Consider the following 16,949-nt stretch of genomic DNA (forward strand, 5'->3'; position numbering starts at 1 on the left):
CAATGCCGAAATCTGTAGACCGTATTCCGCCGATGCCGCGTATCCAGGCAATTGATCCGAAAAGCTCCGAACAGAGCTGGGAAAGCGCCTCGCAATTGCTCGCCGCGCTCAACGGAGCGCGCCTGGGGGCCTGGTATTGGGACATCGAGCGCGGGCAGATCAGTTGGTCCCGGGGTACGCAGGCGCTGTTCGGCTTCGATCCACGGCAACCGCTGCCCCATGACCTGGAATACCTCGACCTGCTGCCGCCAGAGGATCGCGCCAAAACCGTTCGTGCCTTTCACGCGGTCATTGGCGGTGCGCCACTGGAGCAGGCCATGCACCACCGCATCCGCTGGCCCGACGGCAGCCTGCACTGGCTGGAAATCAGCGGCAGCCTGTTGCCGGACAAGCATGGCCGGCCGCGGATGATCGGCGTGATCCGCGAGATCACTCACCAGCGCCAGCGTGAGCAGGCCTTGAGCAGCTCGGAAAAACGCTTCGCCACCCTGTTTCACCTGTGCCCGAACATGGTTCTGCTGACCCGTCAGGAAGACGGCCTGATTACCGAAGCCAACCAGTATTTCGAAAGCCTGTTCGGTTGGCCGGTGCAAAACGCGATCGGCCGCACCACCCTGGAACTGGGGCTGTGGGTACACCCCGAGCAACGGGCCGATCTGGTCAAGGCCACTAAAGCCAAGGGCGATGTGGTCAGCATGGAAGTGCAGTTCCGCGCCAGCAACGGCCAGATCCATGACGGCATCCTCAGTGCGCAAAAAGTCGAGCTCGAAGGCCAGCCCTATCTGCTGAGCACCTTCCTCGACACCACCGAACGCAAAGTCGCCGAACACGCCCTCAAGGACAGCCAGGAACGCCTCGACCTGGCCCTGGATTCGGCGCAACTCGGCACCTGGGACTGGCACATTCCCAGCGGCATGCTCTACGGATCGGCACGAGCCGCCCAACTGCACGGCCTGGAAGCCAAACCCTTTCACGAATCCTTCGACGCGTTTTTCGAGGGCGTGCCCGGCGAAGAGCGCGACACCATGCGCGACGCCTACCGCAGCCTGCGCGAAGGCCCGGCCGGCAACTATCAGTTGACCTACCGCGTGCAATTGCCCGACGGCAGCTCACGCTACCTGGAAAGCCGCGCCCGCCTCTACCGCGATGACAACGGCGTGCCGGTGCGCATGGCCGGCACCTTGCTCGACATCACCGACCAGGTGGAGCGCGAACAACGGCTGGTGGCCTCCGAAGAAAAATTCGCCACGCTGTTCCAGGTCAGCCCCGATCCGATCTGCGTCACCCACCAGGACAGCGGCCAGTTCATCGAAATCAACTCCAGCTTCACTCAGACCTTCGGCTGGAGCACCGCCGATGTGATCGGCCGTAGCGCCGACGAAATCGGCTTGTGGGACGCTTCGGCAAAAAGCCTGCGACGGATCGAACAAGTGATCCGCGAACAAGGCCTGAACAATGTCGCCATACTGGTCCAACACAAGGACGGACAGGCCCTGACCTGCGTGATTTCCAGCCGCCAGATCAGCGTCGGCGACCAGCCCTGCATCGTTACCACGCTGCGCGACATCACCCAGCAACAACGCTCGGAAGCGGCGCTCAAGGCCAGTGAAGAGAAGTTTGCCAAGGCCTTCCACTCCAGCCCCGACGCCATCACCATCACCGAGCGCGACACCGGCCGCTATCTGGAGGTCAACGACGGTTTCTGCCGCCTGACCGGCTACCGCGCCGAGGAAGTGGTGGGCCGTACGGTGTACCAGGTCGGGATCTGGGCAGAAGAAAAACAACGCTCGGCGCTGCTGGCCGAATTGCAGATCAAGGGCCGGGTTCATCACCAGGAAATGCTCGGGCGCAACAAGCGCGGCGAACTGCTCACCGTGGAGGTCTCGGTGGAGCCGATCACCCTCAACGAAACCGCCTGCCTGCTGTTGACCGCACGGGACGTGAGCCTGCTGAAAAACGCCGAAGCGCAGATTCGCCACCTGGCCTACCACGACCCACTGACCAACCTGCCCAACCGTGCGTTGCTGATGGACCGCCTGAGCCAGCAGATTGCCCTGCTCAAACGGCATAACCTGCGCGGCGCGCTGATGTTCCTCGACCTCGACCACTTCAAGCACATCAACGACTCCCTCGGGCATCCGGTGGGCGATACCGTGCTGAAAATCATCACCGCGCGCCTGGAGGCCAGCGTGCGCATGGAGGACACCGTTGCGCGCCTGGGGGGCGACGAATTCGTGGTGCTGCTCAGCGGTCTCGAAGGCTCGCGCAGCGAAGTCAGCGATCAGGTTCGCGAACTGGCCGACACCCTCCGCGAGCTGCTGTCCGAGCCGATGTTCCTCGACGGCCAGCGCCTGCAAGTGACGCCCAGCATCGGCATTGCGCTGATCCCCGATCACGGCTCGACCCCGACCGACCTGCTCAAGCGCGCCGACATCGCGCTCTATCGCGCCAAGGACTCGGGGCGCAATACCGCGCAGATGTACCACAACACCATGCAGAAGGCCGCGAGCGAACGCCTGCGCATGGAAACCGACCTGCGCCTGGCCCTGTCCCGGGGCGAGTTCCGCGTGCATTACCAACCCCAGGTCGACGCCCGGGGCGACCGCATCGTCGGCGCCGAGGCCCTGGTGCGCTGGAATCACCCGGAACTCGGCGCACAATCACCCACCGAGTTCATCAAGGTGCTGGAAGACAGCGGACTGATCCTGGAGGTCGGCACCTGGATCCTCGACGAAGCCTGCCAGGCCTTCAAGCAATTGATCGACCGAGGCGTGGTGAACCCGTACAAATTCAGCCTGTGCGTGAACATCAGCCCGCGCCAGTTCCGCCAGAACGATTTCGTTGAACGCGTTGAAAACAGCCTCGCCACCTATGGGCTGCCCTGCACATTGCTGAAGCTGGAAATCACCGAAGGCATCGTGATCCAGAACCTGGAAGACACCATCAGCAAAATGCGCCGCCTGAAAAAACTCGGCGTGAGCTTCGCCATGGACGACTTCGGCACCGGCTATTCCTCACTGACCTACCTCAAGCGCCTGCCGGTCGACACCCTGAAAATCGACCAGTCGTTCATCCGCGACGCCACCAGCGACCCCAACGACGCCGAGATCATCCGCGCCATCGTCGCCATGGCCCGCAGCCTGGATTTGAAAGTGATTGCCGAAGGGGTGGAAACAGCGGAGCAGCTTGAGTTCCTGCAGGGGCTGGAGTGCCACTTCTACCAAGGGTATTTGCACAGCCCGCCGTTGCCGGTGGAAGAGTTCCAAAAACTCCTGAAATAACGCAAACCCTGTAGGAGCTGCCGCAGGCTGCGATCTTTTGATCTTGATTTTTAAAATCAAAAGATCGCAGCCTTCGGCAGCTCCTACAAATGGTACAGGCACAAAAAAGGGCGCCGATGGCGCCCTTTTTTGTGCCCGGACTCAGTGTTGCAGAGCCGGCTTATGCGCCCCGTTGATCGGGATGCGCTTGGCTTTCGCCTCTTCCGGAATCACCCGCAGCAGGTCGATGCTCAACAGACCGTTGCTCAGGCCGGCAGCCTTGATCTCGATGTGGTCCGCCAGACGGAAGGACAGTTTGAAGGCACGCTGCGCAATGCCCTGATACAGATAAGTGACGTCTTCGTTTGCGTCGCGCTTACCGCCACTGATGGTCAGCACACCCTTCTCGACTTCGAGCTCCAGGTCTTCTTCCTGGAAACCAGCCGCTGCGATGACAATACGGTACTGGTCGTCGCCATGTTTTTCCACGTTATAGGGTGGATAGCTGCTGCCTGGCTCATTGCGCAGGGCGGTTTCGAACAGGTCGTTGAAACGGTCGAAACCTACCGAGGAACGGAACAGTGGGGCCATGGAAAATGTAGTAGCCATGATTCAAATCTCCTGAAAACAATCAGCAAGGTTTTTTGTCTCCGCGACCCGAATTCGGCATCGCGTAACCCTTAGATAGGGACCGCCGATTGCATTTCAAGAGCTTATTTTCCACTTTTTTTAAAAGAGCCTCAGGCAGCTTCAGCCACCGGCAGCCCCAACAAACGCGAGACGTTATCCAGTTCGGTCTCACGACGCAGGACGGTGAACAGCTCTACCGCCTCGGGATAATTGCGGGTCAGCATCGCCAGCCATTGCTTCAGGCGACCCGGCGATTGGCGTGGCGTCATCTGCGCCTTGGCTTGCAGCCAGAAATCCTGGATCAGCGGCAGCAGTTCGCTCCAGGTCATCTCCACGACCTCTTCACCGGCCCGGGCAGCGGCGATCTGCTTGGCCAGATCGGGGCGCGAGACCAGGCCGCGACCGAGCATGATGTCTTCCACGCCACTGATCTCGCGGCAACGGCGCCAGTCTTCGACGCTCCAGATATCACCATTGGCGAACACCGGCACCTTGACCACGTCCTGCACCCGCGGAATCCACTCCCAGTGCGCCGGCGGCTTGTAGCCATCGACCTTGGTCCGCGCGTGCACCACGATGTGTTCCGCACCGCCTTCGGCCAGGGCCGTGGCACACACCAGCGAACCGTCCGGGCTGTCGAAGCCCAGGCGCATCTTGGCGGTGACCGGAATGTGCGCGGGGACGGCACGACGGACGTGCTCGACGATCTGGTTGAGCAGCTCGGGCTCCTTGAGCAGGACCGCGCCACCCCGGGATTTGTTGACGGTCTTGGCCGGGCAACCAAAGTTCAGGTCGATCACTTCGGAACCCAGCTCGCACGCCAGCGCGGCATTTTCCGCCAGGCACACCGGATCGGAACCGAGCAGTTGCACACGCAGCGGCACGCCAGAGGCCGTCCGGGCACCGTTGAGCAGCTCCGGGCCGAACTTGTGGAAATAGGCAGGCGTCAGCAACTGGGCGTTGACCCGAATGAACTCGGTCACGCACCAGTCAATACCACCCACGCGGGGCAGCACATCGCGCAGGATGTCGTCGACCAACCCCTCCATGGGCGCCAAAGCAATTTGCATGAAAAACACACTCGAGGAAAAACGTGCGGCAGCTCCTACAAGGATTGTGTCAGGCTGGGGTGAGTAGCGCCGGGCCATAGCCTTCGATGAACTCCGTCGGCATGCGCTTGGGTTTGCCGGTGGACAGCTCGATGCAGACGAACGTGGTTTGAGCGCGCAGCAACGTTGCATTGTCGCTGGGGCGGATCAGCTGGAAGTGCCGGGTCATCTTCAGGCGCTGGTCCCAATCGACGATCCAGGTCGCCAATTGCAGCTCATCGCCTTCGTAGGCCGCGGCCAGGTAATCGATCTCGTGGCGCACCACCGCCATCGCCCGGTCCAGGCGCCGGTATTCGACCAGATCCAGGCCAAGGCGTTGGGAGTGGCGCCAGGCGCAGCGCTCGAGCCAGGTCACGTAGACCGCGTTGTTCGCGTGTCCCAGCCCGTCAATGTCCTCGGCGTCCACTTGCAGATCAATGATAAATGGCGTTTCCCGATCCCAGCCCATGCCCCACTCCCGGTCAGATGATTTCGACCGGGGCAGTGTAACGGAAGCTCAAGCGGATTGGCGTGATTGCAGACTGCGCCCGGCCAGCAGTGATAACACGCCATCAATCACTCGGGGGTCGGCCAATACGCGCTGATGACCACCCTCCTTCAAGCGCAGCAAGCGACTGTCGAACCACGCTTCGTGGATCAATTGCGACTCGCTGACCGGGACGAAGGTGTCATCTTCGGCGTGAACGATCAGGCCGGGCATATCCAGTTGATAGCGCGCGACATCCAGCATCGCGGCGCGCATGCCGACATCATTCTCCACCTGGCGAATGAACGCCGAACGAGCCTTCGGCGGCAGCCCGACATAACGGGCGAAACCACGCAGTACGCCAAGAATCCGCGCCGGGGCGGCAATGCTCACCAGGGTTTCGGTACGCAAACCCAACTGGACCGCGAGCATGGCGCTGGCGCCGCCCATGGAGTGGCCGATGACCGCTTGCAGCGGGGGCAATTCGGAAGCGGCTTCAAGCATGGCGCGAGCGAACAGCACCACATTCGCCTCCCTGCCCGGAGAGCGGCCGTGGGCCGGACCATCCAGGGCGACGACCGAGTAACCGGCATCGACCAGCGCGGTGATGAGGCTGGCAAACTGCGTCGGCCGACCTTCCCAGCCGTGCATCAGCAGCACGGCCGGCCCCTGCCCCCAGCGCAGCGCCGAAAGGCCAAACCGCAGGGTAATGCGCTCGGATCGCGCCAACAGCGGCAGTTCCCAATCACGGGGCGGCAGGTCCCGCGGAGTCATGAAGGCCAGTCGCATTTTGCTAGCGACCAGTTTCGGGGCAAACCAGCCCAAGGTGCCATTAACGCCACGAACCCACTTTAACGCGCTCATCGCATTCTCCTCAGGCCGCAGCCTTCAGGGTCAACGCACTGCCGATTTGGCGGCGCGCAGTAATCGATCGGACAACTCGCCCGGCCCCAGCGCCCGCGCCAGAGCCAGCCCACCCACCATCAAGGCCATATCGGCCAGGGCTTTTTCGGTTTCTTCAGGACTGGCCGCCAACTGCGCGACCATCAATTCCACATGTTCATTCAGGGCGACACGAAACGCTTCCGGCAGCCGCCCCAGTTCGCCGACCGATGCCGGGATCGGACAGGCCGATTCAGAGGAGTCACGGTGCTTGCGTGACAGATAGAACGCAGCCACCAGCGCGCGGCGCTCTTCACCGGTCAACTGCGCATCCATGTCGGCAATCAGGTCGCGGCGGTGACCGAGCAATTGCTTGAACGCCTCGAGCATCATCGCGTCCTTGCTTTCGAAGTGTGCATAGAAGCCGCCGACCGTCAGGCCCGCTGCGCCCATCACTTCGCCCACGCTTGGCTCGGCCGGGCCGCGCTGAATCAGCGCTGCGCTGGCAGCCTTGAGGATGCGCTCGCGGGTTTGAGCTTTTTTATCGTTCATCGTTGCCTCCGAATATTACGATTGAAATATTATTCTCATAATAAATTTTAGCAAGTCATGGGCGTGACCGCTGGTCTGAAGAACAGTTTTTTTGGAAATGGAGGAATTTGGCCAAACGCCAGACAAACAAAAGGGCCATTCAATAATTGAATGACCCTTATAAATCCCGCAGAGCGGGTAATCGTGGCGTCCCCTAGGGGACTCGAACCCCTGTTACCGCCGTGAAAGGGCGGTGTCCTAGGCCACTAGACGAAGGGGACACAAACCCTTCTATACAACTGATCAGTGCTGAGAGCTGATCGATTCAAGGCCGGTGTGGCCAGACCTTGAACTGTAAAATTGGTGGAGCTAAGCGGGATCGAACCGCTGACCTCCTGCATGCCATGCAGGCGCTCTCCCAGCTGAGCTATAGCCCCGGATTTTTCGCCTCGCGGCGGAGCGACATCTTGCAACATCGCTTCTGTAAAACTGGCGTCCCCTAGGGGACTCGAACCCCTGTTACCGCCGTGAAAGGGCGGTGTCCTAGGCCACTAGACGAAGGGGACGCAAACCCTTCTATACAACTGATCAGTGCTGAGAGCTGATCGCTTCAAGGCCGGTGTGGCCAGGCCTTGAAGTGTAAATTGGTGGAGCTAGACGGGATCGAACCGTCGACCTCTTGCATGCCATGCAAGCGCTCTCCCAGCTGAGCTATAGCCCCTCATCGTTGATGTCATCGCTGAGGACGGGGCGAATCTTAAGGGCGTATCGAAAGCCTGTCAAACTTATTTTTGAAATTTTTCAAAATTTTTTGTCGGCATAACAACCACTTACCGCCCCCCCCCGGAAATTCGGGAGGTTTACACTGTAGGAGCTGCCGAAGGCTGCGATCTTTTGACGTTGGCTTTTGGAAGCAAGATCAAAAGATCGCAGCCTGCGGCAGCTCCTACAGGGAATCAAAAGCGTTTAGGCGATAGCGCCCAACAGCTTTTCCCACTCTTTGTTTTCTTTCTTCGACACACCGCCCAGCAGGTCGATGGCCTGGCGCAGACGGAATCGGGTCAGGTCCGGCCCGAGGATTTCCATCGCATCGAGCACCGACACCGAGCTGGCCTGGCCGGTGATCGCGGCAAACATCAGCGGCATGGCATCACGCAGCTTCAACTCCAGGGACTCGACTACAGCCTGAATGGTCGCGGTGATGCTGTCCTTCTCCCACTGGCGCAGGCTTTCGAGTTTCCACAGGATCAACTGCATCAACTGACGAACCTGATCACCCGACAGTTTCTTGGATTCGAACAGCTTGGCATCCGGGTTCACGCCACCGGCAAAGAAGAACCCGGCCAGCGGTGCCACCTGGCTGAAGGTTTCGACCCGGCCCTGCACGTGCGGTGCGATCTTCATCATGTATTCGGAATTGAATGCCCACTTCTGCACGCGCGCGGCGAACTCTTCCACCGGCAGGTCACGCAGCCACTGGCCGTTGAGCCAGGACAGCTTCTCGATGTCGAAGATCGGCCCGCCGAGGGACACGCGCTTCAGGTCGAAGTGGTCGACCATTTCCTGCAACGAGAATTTCTCGCGCTCGTCCGGCATCGACCAGCCCATGCGGCCCAGGTAATTGAGCATCGCTTCCGGCATGAAGCCCATGCGCTCGTAGAACGTCACCGAGGTCGGGTTCTTGCGTTTGGACAGCTTGCTCTTGTCCGGGTTACGCAGCAGCGGCATGTAGCACAGCTCCGGTTGTTCCCAGCCGAAGTACTCGTAAAGCAGGATCAGCTTCGGTGCCGATGGCAGCCACTCTTCGCCGCGCAATACATGGGTGATGCCCATCAGGTGATCGTCGACCACGTTGGCCAGGAAGTACGTCGGCAGGCCGTCGGTCTTCATCAGGACTTGCATGTCCATGCGGTCCCACGGGATCTCGACGTCGCCACGCAGCATGTCCGGCACCACGCAGACGCCTTCGCTCGGCACCTTCATGCGGATCACATGGGGTTCGCCAGCGGCCAGGCGACGGGCAACTTCTTCCTTGGACAGCAGCAGCGCGCGGCCGTCGTAACGCGGGGTTTCACCGCGAGCCATTTGCTCGGCGCGCATCTGGTCCAGCTCTTCGGCGGTGCAGAAGCACGGGAAGGCATGCCCCATGTCGACCAGTTGCTGGCAATACTTCTGATAAATATCGCCGCGCTCGCTTTGCCGATACGGACCGTGCGGGCCGCCGACGTCCGGGCCTTCGCTCCAGTCGATCCCCAGCCAGCGCAAGGCGTCGAAAATCTGCTGCTCGGACTCACGGGTCGAACGCAATTGGTCGGTGTCTTCGATCCGCAGGATGAACTCACCGCCATGCTGCTTGGCAAAGCAGTAGTTGAACAAGGCGATGTAGGCGGTACCTACGTGGGGATCCCCGGTAGGCGATGGCGCGATGCGAGTGCGGACGGTGGTCATGGCATGTCTCGAAAAGAAAAAAAAGCGAAGTTCAAACTAGGCGCGAATGGTAACAGGCGACACCCGCCCGGCTCCAGCGAACAGGGCATTTAAGCCAAGGTTGCGTCTGCAACGCCCCTATGACGCGGTGAATGGCCGAATATCCACCGACGGCATTTACCACTTATCGGCTGTATGCCAGATTTGCCTGCTGATAACTTCCCTTACAATTTCTCGACTACAGTTTGCCTCATGCCTGCCCAACTCAAGCGTCGCCTCTTTACATTCCTGCTGATGGTCCTGTTGATTGCCGGGGGCCTGTTTGCCCATTGGTTCTTCAAAGGGCGCTTTTATGAAAGCACCGACAACGCTTATGTCCAGGGCGAGATCACCCGTGTGTCGAGCCAGCTGGGCGCGCGCATCGACCAGGTGCTGGCGCAGGACAACCAGCATGTCGAGAAGGGCCAGTTGCTGATCAAACTCGAAGGCGACGACTTCCGCCTCGCTGTCGACCGCGCCAATGCCGCCCTGGCCACCCGCCAGGCCGAACGCCTGCAAGCCCAGAGCAAGCTGACCCAGCAGGCCAGCCTGATTGCCGCCAGCGAAGCGCAAGTCGCGTCCAGCCAGGCCAGCCTGGGCCGTTCACAGATCGACCTGACCCGCGCCGAGACCTTGCGCAAACCCGGTTATGTCTCGGAAGAGCGGGTGACCACCCTCTCCGCCGAATCCCACATTGCCCGCTCGCAAGTGGCCAAGGCCCAGGCCGATGCGCAAAGTCAGCGCCAGCAAGTCAACGCGCTGACCGCCGAGATCAAACGCCTCGACGCGCAGATCGCCAACGCAAAAACCGACCTGGCCCAGGCCGAACTGAACCTGACCCGCAGCGAAATCCACGCTCCCATCAGCGGGCTGATCGGCCAGCGTGCCGCCCGCGAAGGCCAATACGTGCAGGCCGGCGCTTACCTGCTGTCGATCGTGCCGGACGAAGACATCTGGATTCAGGCCAACTTCAAGGAAACCCAGATCGGCCACATGCAGCCCGGCCAGAAAGCCGAGCTGACCTTCGACGCCTACAGCGACACGCCGATCGAAGCCCGCGTCGACAGTCTGTTCGCCGCCTCGGGCGCGCAGTTCAGCCTGTTGCCGCCAGACAATGCCACGGGCAACTTCACCAAAGTCGTGCAACGGATTCCGGTAAAACTGACCTTTGCCGCCGACAATCCATTGCGCGGCAAGATTCGTCCGGGCATGTCGGTGACCGCCAAGGTGAACATCAAGGATGCCCCTGAAGGCGTCACCCCCACAGTGAGCAGCAAAGACGCCGCCGACGATGGCCGGTGATCAACTGATCCGCCCGGTCGGCGAGCCGACCCGGCGGGACTGGATCGCGGTGATGAGCGTGATGCTCGGCGCCTTCATGGCGGTGCTGGACATCCAGATCACCAATTCCTCGCTCAAGGATATCCAGGGCGCGCTATCGGCGACCCTGGAGGAAGGCTCATGGATTTCCACCTCCTACCTGGTGGCGGAGATCATCATGATCCCGCTCACTGCCTGGCTCGTGCAGTTGTTGTCGGCGCGACGCCTGGCGGTATGGGTGTCCCTCGGGTTTCTCGCGGCCTCCCTGCTCTGCTCCATGGCCTGGAGCCTGGAGAGCATGATCGTGTTCCGCGCCCTGCAGGGGTTTACCGGCGGCGCGCTGATTCCGCTGGCGTTCACCCTGACCCTGATCAAGCTCCCGGAACACCACCGCGCCAAAGGCATGGCCATGTTCGCGATGACCGCCACCTTCGCGCCCTCCATCGGCCCGACCCTCGGCGGCTGGCTGACGGAGAACTGGGGCTGGGAATACATCTTCTACATCAACATCCCGCCCGGCCTGATCATGATCGCCGGCCTGATGTACGGCCTGGAGAAGAAAGAAGCGCACTGGGAATTGCTGAAAAGCACCGACTACGCCGGCATTCTCAGCCTCGGCGTCGGGCTCGGTTGTTTGCAGGTGTTCCTGGAGGAAGGCCATCGCAAGGACTGGCTGGAATCCAATCTGATCGTGACCCTGGGCAGCATCGCGCTGGTCAGCCTGATCACCTTCGTCATCGTGCAGTTTTCCAAACCCAATCCGTTGATCAACCTCGGCATCCTCGGCAACCGCAATTTCGGCTTGTCCAGTATTTCCAGCGTCGGCATGGGGGTCGGGTTGTACGGCTCGATCTACCTGCTGCCGCTGTACCTGGCGCAAATCCAGAACTACAACGCCCTGCAAATTGGCGAAGTGATCATGTGGATGGGTGTGCCACAGCTGTTTCTGATCCCGCTGGTGCCCAAACTGATGAAGTTCGTCTCGCCGAAATGGCTGTGCACATTGGGCTTCGGGCTATTCGGGTTGGCGAGCTTCTCTTCGGGCGTGCTGAACCCGGACTTTGCCGGGCCGCAGTTCAATCAGATCCAGATCATCCGCGCCCTGGGCCAGCCGCTGATCATGGTCACCATCTCGCTGATCGCGACTTCCTACATCCTGCCCCAGGATGCTGGGTCGGCATCGAGCCTGTTCAACATCCTGCGCAACCTCGGCGGGGCCATCGGCATCGCCCTGCTCGCCACGCTGCTGGATGCACGGACCAAGGTTTATTTTGATTACCTGCGTGAGTCCATCGTGCCGAGTAACCCGCAGGTGGCCGAGCGCATTGCCTCGCTGACCGACCGGTTGGGCAGTGAAACGGCGGCACTGGGCAAACTCAGCGAGATCGCGCATCAGCAGGCATCGATCATGGCCTACAACGATGCGTTTCATTTTGTCGGGATCGCGCTGGGGATCAGCATGCTGGCGGTGTTGCTGACCCGGAAATTGCCGGCGGGGCTGAAGGCCGGCGAGGCCCATTGATACACCGCTACCTTGTGTAGGAGCTGCCGCAGGCTGCGATCTTTTGATCTTGAAAAATCAGGATCAAAAGATCGCAGCCTGCGGCAGCTCCTACAGGGGGATTTGTCCGGCCATCAATTGGCGGGTTTCAGACGGTAATCAACCGCTCGCGCAACTTGGCAATTTCGTCGCGCATCTGTGCCGCGGCTTCGAATTCCAGGTCGCGAGCGAGCTGGTACATCTTCTCTTCCAGCCCCTTGATGCGCTTGGCGATCTCTCCCGGAGAGCGCAATTCGGCTTCGTACCTGGCGTTTTCCTCGGCGGCCTTGGCCATGCCCTTGCGCTTCTTGCTGCGTGAACCGGGCACCGTGGCGCCTTCCATGATGTCGGCGACGTCCTTGAACACGCCTTTGGGCGTGATGCCATTGGCCAGGTTAAAGGCAATCTGCTTGTCGCGACGACGCTCGGTTTCGCCGATGGCCCGCTCCATGGAGCCCGTGATGCGGTCGGCATACAGAATCGCCCGGCCATTGAGGTTACGTGCCGCCCGGCCGATGGTCTGGATCAGCGAGCGCTCGGAACGCAGGAAGCCTTCCTTGTCGGCATCGAGGATCGCCACCAGCGACACTTCCGGCATGTCCAGGCCTTCGCGCAACAGGTTGATGCCCACCAGCACATCGAAGGTGCCCAGGCGCAAGTCGCGGATGATTTCGACCCGTTCCACGGTGTCGATATCCGAGTGCAGGTAGCGCACTCGCACGCCGTGGTCGGCCAGATAGTCGGTCAAGTCTTCGGCCATGCGCTTGGTCAGCGTCGTGACCAGCACCCGCTCTTCCAGAGCGACACGCTTGGTGATTTCCGACAGCAAGTCATCGACCTGGGTCAGTGCCGGACGGATCTCGATTTGCGGGTCCACCAGCCCGGTCGGGCGCACCACCATGTCAATCACGCGCCCGGCGTGCTCGGCTTCATAGTTGCCCGGCGTCGCCGAGACGAAAATCGTCTGCGGGCTGATGCTTTCCCATTCATCGAAACGCATCGGCCGGTTGTCCAGGGCCGAGGGCAGGCGGAAACCGTATTCGACCAGGGTTTCCTTGCGCGAACGGTCGCCCTTGTACATGGCGCCCACCTGCGGAACGCTGACGTGGGATTCGTCGATCACCAGCAAGGCATCGGCCGGCAGGTAATCGTAAAGGGTTGGTGGCGCCGCGCCAGCTTCGCGACCGGACAGATAGCGCGAGTAGTTTTCGATGCCGTTGCAGTAACCCAGTTCGAGGATCATCTCCAGATCGAAACGGGTGCGCTGCTCCAGGCGCTGGGCTTCCACCAGCTTGTTGTTGGAGCGCAGGTATTCCAGGCGTTCCTGCAACTCGACCTTGATGCCTTCGACCGCGCCCATCAGGGTTTCCCGGGGCGTGACGTAGTGGCTCTTCGGGTAGAAAGTGAAGCGCGGCAGCTTGCGGATCACTTCGCCGGTCAATGGATCGAAGGCCGACAGGCTTTCCACTTCATCGTCGAACAGTTCGATGCGGATCGCTTCGAAATCCGATTCCGCCGGGTGGATATCGATCACGTCGCCGCGCACACGGAAGGTCGCGCGGGCGAATTCCATGTCGTTGCGGGTGTATTGCAGGTCGGCCAGGCGCCGCAGCAACTCACGCTGGTCGAGCTTGTCGCCGCGATCCACGTGCAACACCATCTTCAAATAGGTTTCCGGGCTGCCCAGGCCGTAGATGCACGACACCGTGGTGACGATGATCGCGTCCTTGCGTTCGAGCAATGCCTTGGTCGCCGACAGCCGCATCTGCTCGATGTGGTCGTTGATCGAGGCATCTTTCTCGATGAAGGTGTCCGAGGACGGCACGTAGGCTTCGGGCTGGTAGTAGTCGTAGTAGGAAACGAAATACTCCACCGCGTTGTTCGGGAAAAACGCCTTGAACTCCCCGTACAGCTGCGCCGCCAGGGTCTTGTTCGGCGCCAGCACCAGCGTCGGGCGCTGCACCTGGGCGATCACGTTGGCGATGCTGAAGGTCTTGCCCGAGCCGGTCACACCGAGCAGCGTCTGGTGCGCCAGCCCGGCCTCGATGCCCTCGACCATCAGGCGGATGGCTTCCGGCTGATCGCCGGCGGGCTCGAAACGGGTGACTAGCTGGAATTCAGACATGAAATACCTCTGGATCACTCTTGCCGGACAAACCGGCATGAACGAGAAAGACCGCAAACGACCGATGTCGCCCGAGGAAAAAACTGGATTGTGCTCAATGTGGAGCCGATTGCCAGCGCTTTCAAGGCAAACGTCCTGCATCACGCAAAACCTTTGCCGACACCATTCGACTGACGGTCGATAAATAATCGGAAAAACTTGCCTTAAAAGGTCAATCGCCTGTCGCCAGCCATCGCCGATGGCCTCTATACTAGCTCCCCGTTTGTGCACCGCTCTAGTGCATTCGGCTGGAGCGCGACACGTCCCTCCACTCTCCATTCAGAGCCGCCGCAATAATGAGCCTGTTCTCCGCTGTCGAAATGGCACCACGCGATCCAATCCTGGGCCTCAACGAAGCATTCAACGCCGATACCCGTACCAACAAGGTCAACCTGGGGGTCGGTGTTTACTGCAACGAGGAGGGGCGAATTCCACTCCTGCGCGCCGTTGTCGAAGCCGAAACGATCCGCGCCGCTCAACACGTTTCCCGTGGCTACCTGCCAATCGACGGCATTGCCGCCTACGACCAGGCCGTGCAAAAGCTGCTGTTCGGCAATGATTCGCCACTGCTCGCCGCTGGCCGCGTCATCACCACCCAGGCCGTTGGCGGTACTGGCGCTCTGAAAATCGGTGCCGACTTCCTCAAGCAACTGCTGCCGAACGCTGTCGTGGCGATCAGCGACCCGAGCTGGGAAAACCACCGCGCCCTGTTCGAAACCGCCGGTTTCCCGGTGCAGAACTACCGCTACTACGACGCCGCGACCCACGACGTGAACCGTACCGGCATGCTGGAAGACCTGAACGCGCTGCCGAACGGCTCGATCATTGTGCTGCACGCCTGCTGCCACAACCCGACCGGCGTGGACCTGAGCCCGGCCGACTGGAAAAACGTCCTGGAAGTCGTCAAAGCCAAAGGCCACGTGCCGTTCCTCGACATGGCGTATCAAGGTTTCGGCGATGGCATCGACGAAGACGCCGCTGCCGTGCGCCTGTTCGCCGAGTCGGGTCTGACGTTCTTCGCTTCCAGCTCGTTCTCCAAGTCGTTCTCGCTGTATGGCGAGCGCGTCGGCGCCCTGTCGATCGTCAGCGAATCGAAAGAAGAAAGCGCGCGCGTGCTGTCGCAGGTCAAACGCGTGATCCGTACCAACTACTCCAACCCGCCGACCCACGGTGCCAGCGTTGTCGCTGCCGTGTTGAACAGCCCGGAACTGCGCGCTCAGTGGGAAGCCGAACTGGCCGAAATGCGCCTGCGCATTCGTGGCATGCGCACCCAGATGGTCGACCTGCTGGCAAAAAAAGCGCCTCAGCGCGATTTCAGCTTCGTCGGTCGTCAGTGCGGCATGTTCTCCTACTCCGGCTTGAGCGTTGAGCAAGTTCATCGCCTGCGCAACGAGTTCGGCATCTACGTCCTGGACACTGGCCGCATCTGCGTGGCCGCGCTGAACCAGAGCAACATCGAGGTGGTGACGGACGCGATTGTCCAGGTCATCTGATTCAGCCTTGAAATGAAAAACGGGAAGCCTGTGGCTTCCCGTTTTTTATGGACCATCGATATTCCCCTAGACTGAATCAGATCAACGTGTGGGAGCGGGCTTGCTCGCGAAAGGGCCAGCAGCTCCAACACCGATGTCTCAGTCAGATCGCATTCGCGAGCAAGCCCGCTCCCACAGGTTTGCGTACACCTGAATGACCTACGAGATCCCACATGAAAAACGATGACCTGCGCGCCGACCGCGATGACCTGGATGACCTGGATCGCTTCACCCCCCGCGCCCCGGCCAAACGCGGCAACAACCTGGTAATGCAAGTCGCTGCCGGTGTATTCCTCGGCGGCCTGGCCCTGTGGCTGGTACAACTGGGCGCCACGATGCTGTATGCCAAACTGATGCTTGGCACCATTACCTTCGGCGGTTAAGCCAGTTCGGACGCACGCTGGCTGGCAGCGTCGTCGTAGGCGACATACAGCGATTCGGCGATCTGACTCTTGATCGCCTTGGTGCTTTCCAGCCCCAGGACGAAACCTTCGGCCTTTCCACCCGCACGGTTCAATGCTTCAGCGGTGCCGGCCTGAGTGATGGCGTCAAACAACTTTTCGGCATGGGGGCCGACACCCTTGGGCAGGCTGATCTGAGAGATGCTCATGGGTGCACCCCGTGGTGTCGAGGTTGGAGGATCGAATGATTCATGGCGCGTACCTTTTCGGCGAATGGCCGGCAGCGCGTGTCACCACTTCCGGGCGGCCATGGTAGACCTCTGGGGCGATCCTGGTAACCGTCAATCGCCGCTAAACCACCGCCCGTCCCGATAATTCGCTCCATTTATTATTCGATGCTTGACTTCTCTTTTTGAATCAGTAAGATACGCGCCATTCCGCGATAGCTCAGTTGGTAGAGCAAGTGACTGTTAATCACTGGGTCCCTGGTTCGAGTCCAGGTCGTGGAGCCAGACAGCAACACCGAAAAGCCCCTGAATCGAAAGATCCAGGGGCTTTTTTGTGGCCGATATAAATATCAAAAGATCGCAGCCTGCGACAGCTCCTACACAGGCTGCGATCTTTTGATCCATAAAAAAAGCCGATCTG

13 protein-coding genes and 5 tRNA genes are annotated in these 16,949 nt (G+C 60.6%); 6 read left to right on the forward strand and 12 right to left on the reverse strand.

Annotated features, from left to right (window positions below):
- The first annotated feature begins 2 nt into the window (after positions 1 to 2).
- Positions 3 to 3,281, forward strand: a complete 3,279-nt coding sequence (locus C9422_RS21380) for a PAS domain S-box protein (protein ID WP_116582041.1) — start codon at positions 3 to 5, stop codon at positions 3,279 to 3,281.
- A gap of 141 nt (positions 3,282 to 3,422) precedes the next feature.
- Here the strand turns inward: C9422_RS21380 and C9422_RS21390 are convergent, their stop codons facing one another.
- The 10 genes from C9422_RS21390 to gltX form a co-directional block, all read right to left on the reverse strand.
- On the reverse strand, positions 3,423 to 3,869 hold the full coding sequence (locus C9422_RS21390) for an Hsp20 family protein (RefSeq protein WP_116582042.1): 447 nt from the start codon (positions 3,867 to 3,869) through the stop codon (positions 3,423 to 3,425).
- Between the two features lie 131 nt (positions 3,870 to 4,000).
- Complete coding sequence (locus C9422_RS21395; RefSeq protein WP_116582043.1) at positions 4,001 to 4,960, reverse strand: tRNA-dihydrouridine synthase; 960 nt, start codon at positions 4,958 to 4,960, stop codon at positions 4,001 to 4,003.
- A 49-nt stretch (positions 4,961 to 5,009) separates the two neighbouring features.
- Positions 5,010 to 5,447 carry a thioesterase family protein gene (locus C9422_RS21400; RefSeq protein WP_104449648.1) on the reverse strand — a complete coding sequence of 146 codons (438 nt, stop codon included), beginning with the start codon at positions 5,445 to 5,447 and terminating at the stop codon, positions 5,010 to 5,012.
- 48 nt (positions 5,448 to 5,495) lie between these two features.
- Entirely contained in the window at positions 5,496 to 6,329 is an 834-nt protein-coding gene (locus C9422_RS21405) for an alpha/beta fold hydrolase (RefSeq protein WP_116582044.1), read from the reverse strand.
- Between the two features lie 30 nt (positions 6,330 to 6,359).
- On the reverse strand, positions 6,360 to 6,899 hold the full coding sequence (locus C9422_RS21410; RefSeq protein WP_007978672.1) for a TetR/AcrR family transcriptional regulator: 540 nt from the start codon (positions 6,897 to 6,899) through the stop codon (positions 6,360 to 6,362).
- A 184-nt stretch (positions 6,900 to 7,083) separates the two neighbouring features.
- A tRNA-Glu gene (locus C9422_RS21415) sits at positions 7,084 to 7,159 on the reverse strand.
- An 80-nt stretch (positions 7,160 to 7,239) separates the two neighbouring features.
- Positions 7,240 to 7,315 (reverse strand) — tRNA-Ala (locus C9422_RS21420).
- Between the two features lie 53 nt (positions 7,316 to 7,368).
- Positions 7,369 to 7,444 (reverse strand) — tRNA-Glu (locus tag C9422_RS21425).
- A 79-nt stretch (positions 7,445 to 7,523) separates the two neighbouring features.
- A tRNA-Ala gene (locus tag C9422_RS21430) sits at positions 7,524 to 7,599 on the reverse strand.
- Between the two features lie 245 nt (positions 7,600 to 7,844).
- Positions 7,845 to 9,326 carry a glutamate--tRNA ligase gene (gene gltX / locus C9422_RS21440; protein WP_104449650.1) on the reverse strand — a complete coding sequence of 494 codons (1,482 nt, stop codon included), beginning with the start codon at positions 9,324 to 9,326 and terminating at the stop codon, positions 7,845 to 7,847.
- 231 nt (positions 9,327 to 9,557) lie between these two features.
- On the opposite strand from gltX, the gene C9422_RS21445 reads away from it, so the two are divergent.
- Together C9422_RS21445 and C9422_RS21450 are read left to right on the forward strand one after the other, a co-directional pair.
- Positions 9,558 to 10,646 carry an HlyD family secretion protein gene (locus C9422_RS21445; protein WP_116582045.1) on the forward strand — a complete coding sequence of 363 codons (1,089 nt, stop codon included), beginning with the start codon at positions 9,558 to 9,560 and terminating at the stop codon, positions 10,644 to 10,646.
- Between the two features lie 49 nt (positions 10,647 to 10,695).
- Complete coding sequence (locus C9422_RS21450; protein WP_178082433.1) at positions 10,696 to 12,186, forward strand: MDR family MFS transporter; 1,491 nt, start codon at positions 10,696 to 10,698, stop codon at positions 12,184 to 12,186.
- 127 nt (positions 12,187 to 12,313) lie between these two features.
- On the opposite strand, the gene uvrB is transcribed toward C9422_RS21450, so the two are convergent.
- On the reverse strand, positions 12,314 to 14,329 hold the full coding sequence (uvrB, locus tag C9422_RS21455; protein ID WP_116582047.1) for an excinuclease ABC subunit UvrB: 2,016 nt from the start codon (positions 14,327 to 14,329) through the stop codon (positions 12,314 to 12,316).
- A 335-nt stretch (positions 14,330 to 14,664) separates the two neighbouring features.
- Here uvrB and C9422_RS21460 point away from each other — a divergent pair, with 335 nt between their 5' ends.
- Positions 14,665 to 15,861, forward strand: a complete 1,197-nt coding sequence (locus C9422_RS21460) for an amino acid aminotransferase (protein WP_116582048.1) — start codon at positions 14,665 to 14,667, stop codon at positions 15,859 to 15,861.
- Between the two features lie 212 nt (positions 15,862 to 16,073).
- Positions 16,074 to 16,283, forward strand: coding sequence for a hypothetical protein (locus C9422_RS21465; protein WP_116582049.1), 210 nt, complete (start codon positions 16,074 to 16,076; stop codon positions 16,281 to 16,283).
- Here C9422_RS21465 and C9422_RS21470 read toward each other — a convergent pair.
- On the reverse strand, positions 16,280 to 16,510 hold the full coding sequence (locus C9422_RS21470; RefSeq protein WP_116582050.1) for a hypothetical protein: 231 nt from the start codon (positions 16,508 to 16,510) through the stop codon (positions 16,280 to 16,282). The genes C9422_RS21465 and C9422_RS21470 overlap by 4 nt on opposite strands.
- Before the next feature lie 227 nt (positions 16,511 to 16,737).
- On the opposite strand from C9422_RS21470, the gene C9422_RS21475 reads away from it, so the two are divergent.
- A tRNA-Asn gene (locus tag C9422_RS21475) sits at positions 16,738 to 16,813 on the forward strand.
- Positions 16,814 to 16,949: the final 136 nt, after the last annotated feature.

This window comes from Pseudomonas sp. B1(2018), assembly GCF_003097365.1.
Classification (GTDB): Bacteria; Pseudomonadota; Gammaproteobacteria; order Pseudomonadales; family Pseudomonadaceae; genus Aquipseudomonas; species Aquipseudomonas laurylsulfatiphila.

Excerpts from the sequence above, each read along its gene's own strand:
- C9422_RS21470 (WP_116582050.1), bottom strand. The coding sequence starts at position 16,510 with ATGAGCATCTCTCAGATCAGCCTGCCCAAGGGTGTCGGCCCCCATGCC.
- C9422_RS21395 (WP_116582043.1), bottom strand. The coding sequence starts at position 4,960 with ATGCAAATTGCTTTGGCGCCCATGGAGGGGTTGGTCGACGACATCCTG.
- C9422_RS21460 (WP_116582048.1), top strand. The coding sequence starts at position 14,665 with ATGAGCCTGTTCTCCGCTGTCGAAATGGCACCACGCGATCCAATCCTG.
- C9422_RS21380 (WP_116582041.1), top strand. The coding sequence starts at position 3 with ATGCCGAAATCTGTAGACCGTATTCCGCCGATGCCGCGTATCCAGGCA.
- C9422_RS21400 (WP_104449648.1), bottom strand. The coding sequence starts at position 5,447 with ATGGGCTGGGATCGGGAAACGCCATTTATCATTGATCTGCAAGTGGAC.
- C9422_RS21405 (WP_116582044.1), bottom strand. The coding sequence starts at position 6,329 with ATGAGCGCGTTAAAGTGGGTTCGTGGCGTTAATGGCACCTTGGGCTGG.
- C9422_RS21445 (WP_116582045.1), top strand. The coding sequence starts at position 9,558 with ATGCCTGCCCAACTCAAGCGTCGCCTCTTTACATTCCTGCTGATGGTC.
- C9422_RS21465 (WP_116582049.1), top strand. The coding sequence starts at position 16,074 with ATGAAAAACGATGACCTGCGCGCCGACCGCGATGACCTGGATGACCTG.
- uvrB (WP_116582047.1), bottom strand. The coding sequence starts at position 14,329 with ATGTCTGAATTCCAGCTAGTCACCCGTTTCGAGCCCGCCGGCGATCAG.
- C9422_RS21390 (WP_116582042.1), bottom strand. The coding sequence starts at position 3,869 with ATGGCTACTACATTTTCCATGGCCCCACTGTTCCGTTCCTCGGTAGGT.
- gltX (WP_104449650.1), bottom strand. The coding sequence starts at position 9,326 with ATGACCACCGTCCGCACTCGCATCGCGCCATCGCCTACCGGGGATCCC.
- C9422_RS21410 (WP_007978672.1), bottom strand. The coding sequence starts at position 6,899 with ATGAACGATAAAAAAGCTCAAACCCGCGAGCGCATCCTCAAGGCTGCC.